At 53.9% G+C, this 451-nt stretch carries 1 rRNA gene; it reads right to left on the minus strand.

From position 1 onward, the window contains the following. Nucleotides 1–451: ribosomal RNA gene (locus tag NR125_RS29345) — 23S ribosomal RNA — on the minus strand; the annotation flags it as partial.

The raw sequence follows: 451 nt of genomic DNA on the forward strand, positions 1-451 counted from the left end.
AGTGTGGAATCAGGAACTTCGGTACTAAATTTCCCTCGCCGTCACAGCTCAGCCTATGTGGTAACGGGATTTGCCTCGTTACCGGCCTAACTGCTTGGACACGCTAATCCAGCAGCGTGCTTACCCTATCCTCCTGCGTCCCCCCATTGCTCAAACGGTAAAGAGGTGGTACAGGAATATCAACCTGTTGTCCATCGCCTACGCTTTTCAGCCTCGGCTTAGGTCCCGACTAACCCTGAGCGGACGAGCCTTCCTCAGGAAACCTTAGGCATTCGGTGGATGGGATTCTCACCCATCTTTCGCTACTCATACCGGCATTCTCACTTCTAAGCGCTCCACGGGTCCTTGCGATCCCGCTTCAACGCCCTTAGAACGCTCTCCTACCACTGACATCGGAAGATGTCAATCCACAGCTTCGGTGATACGTTTAGCCCCGGTACATTTTCGGCGC

This window comes from Cytobacillus sp. Bac17, from assembly GCF_024519925.1.
Classification (GTDB): Bacteria; Bacillota; Bacilli; order Bacillales; family Cytobacillaceae; genus Cytobacillus; species Cytobacillus pseudoceanisediminis.